Here is a 322-nt window from a genome sequence, read left to right as displayed (position 1 = left end):
GCTTTATTGTAGCAGGGATCTTTGCCTATGTTTCAGGGACACCGTTTGTTTATCAAAATATTTACGGCGTTTCGCCAACAACATTCAGTCTGCTGTTTGGAATGAACGGAATTGCTTTAATGATTGGCTCCCAGCTTGTCGGAAGGTTTGCAGATACTGTTTCTGAGAGGACTTTCCTGCAAATTGGCCTCCTTATTGCCAATCTTTCAGGTATTACCTTATTCATTGCCCTGTTGCTTCATGCCCCATTGCTAGCCATTGTTATTCCCATTTTCTTTTTTGTGTCGTCCATTGGAATTATTTCAACAACATCTTTCTCATT

The 322-nt window shown here is 40.7% G+C and carries 1 pseudogene; it reads left to right on the top strand.

The features are described from left to right. Positions 1-322: pseudogene (locus EOC06_RS38740) on the top strand (multidrug effflux MFS transporter); the annotation flags it as partial.

Source organism: Mesorhizobium sp. M7A.F.Ca.MR.362.00.0.0, assembly GCF_004023175.1.
Taxonomy (GTDB): Bacteria; Pseudomonadota; Alphaproteobacteria; order Rhizobiales; family Rhizobiaceae; genus Mesorhizobium.
The sequence above is the reverse complement of the archived record's forward strand: the minus strand, read 5'-3'. Positions and strand labels throughout refer to the sequence as shown.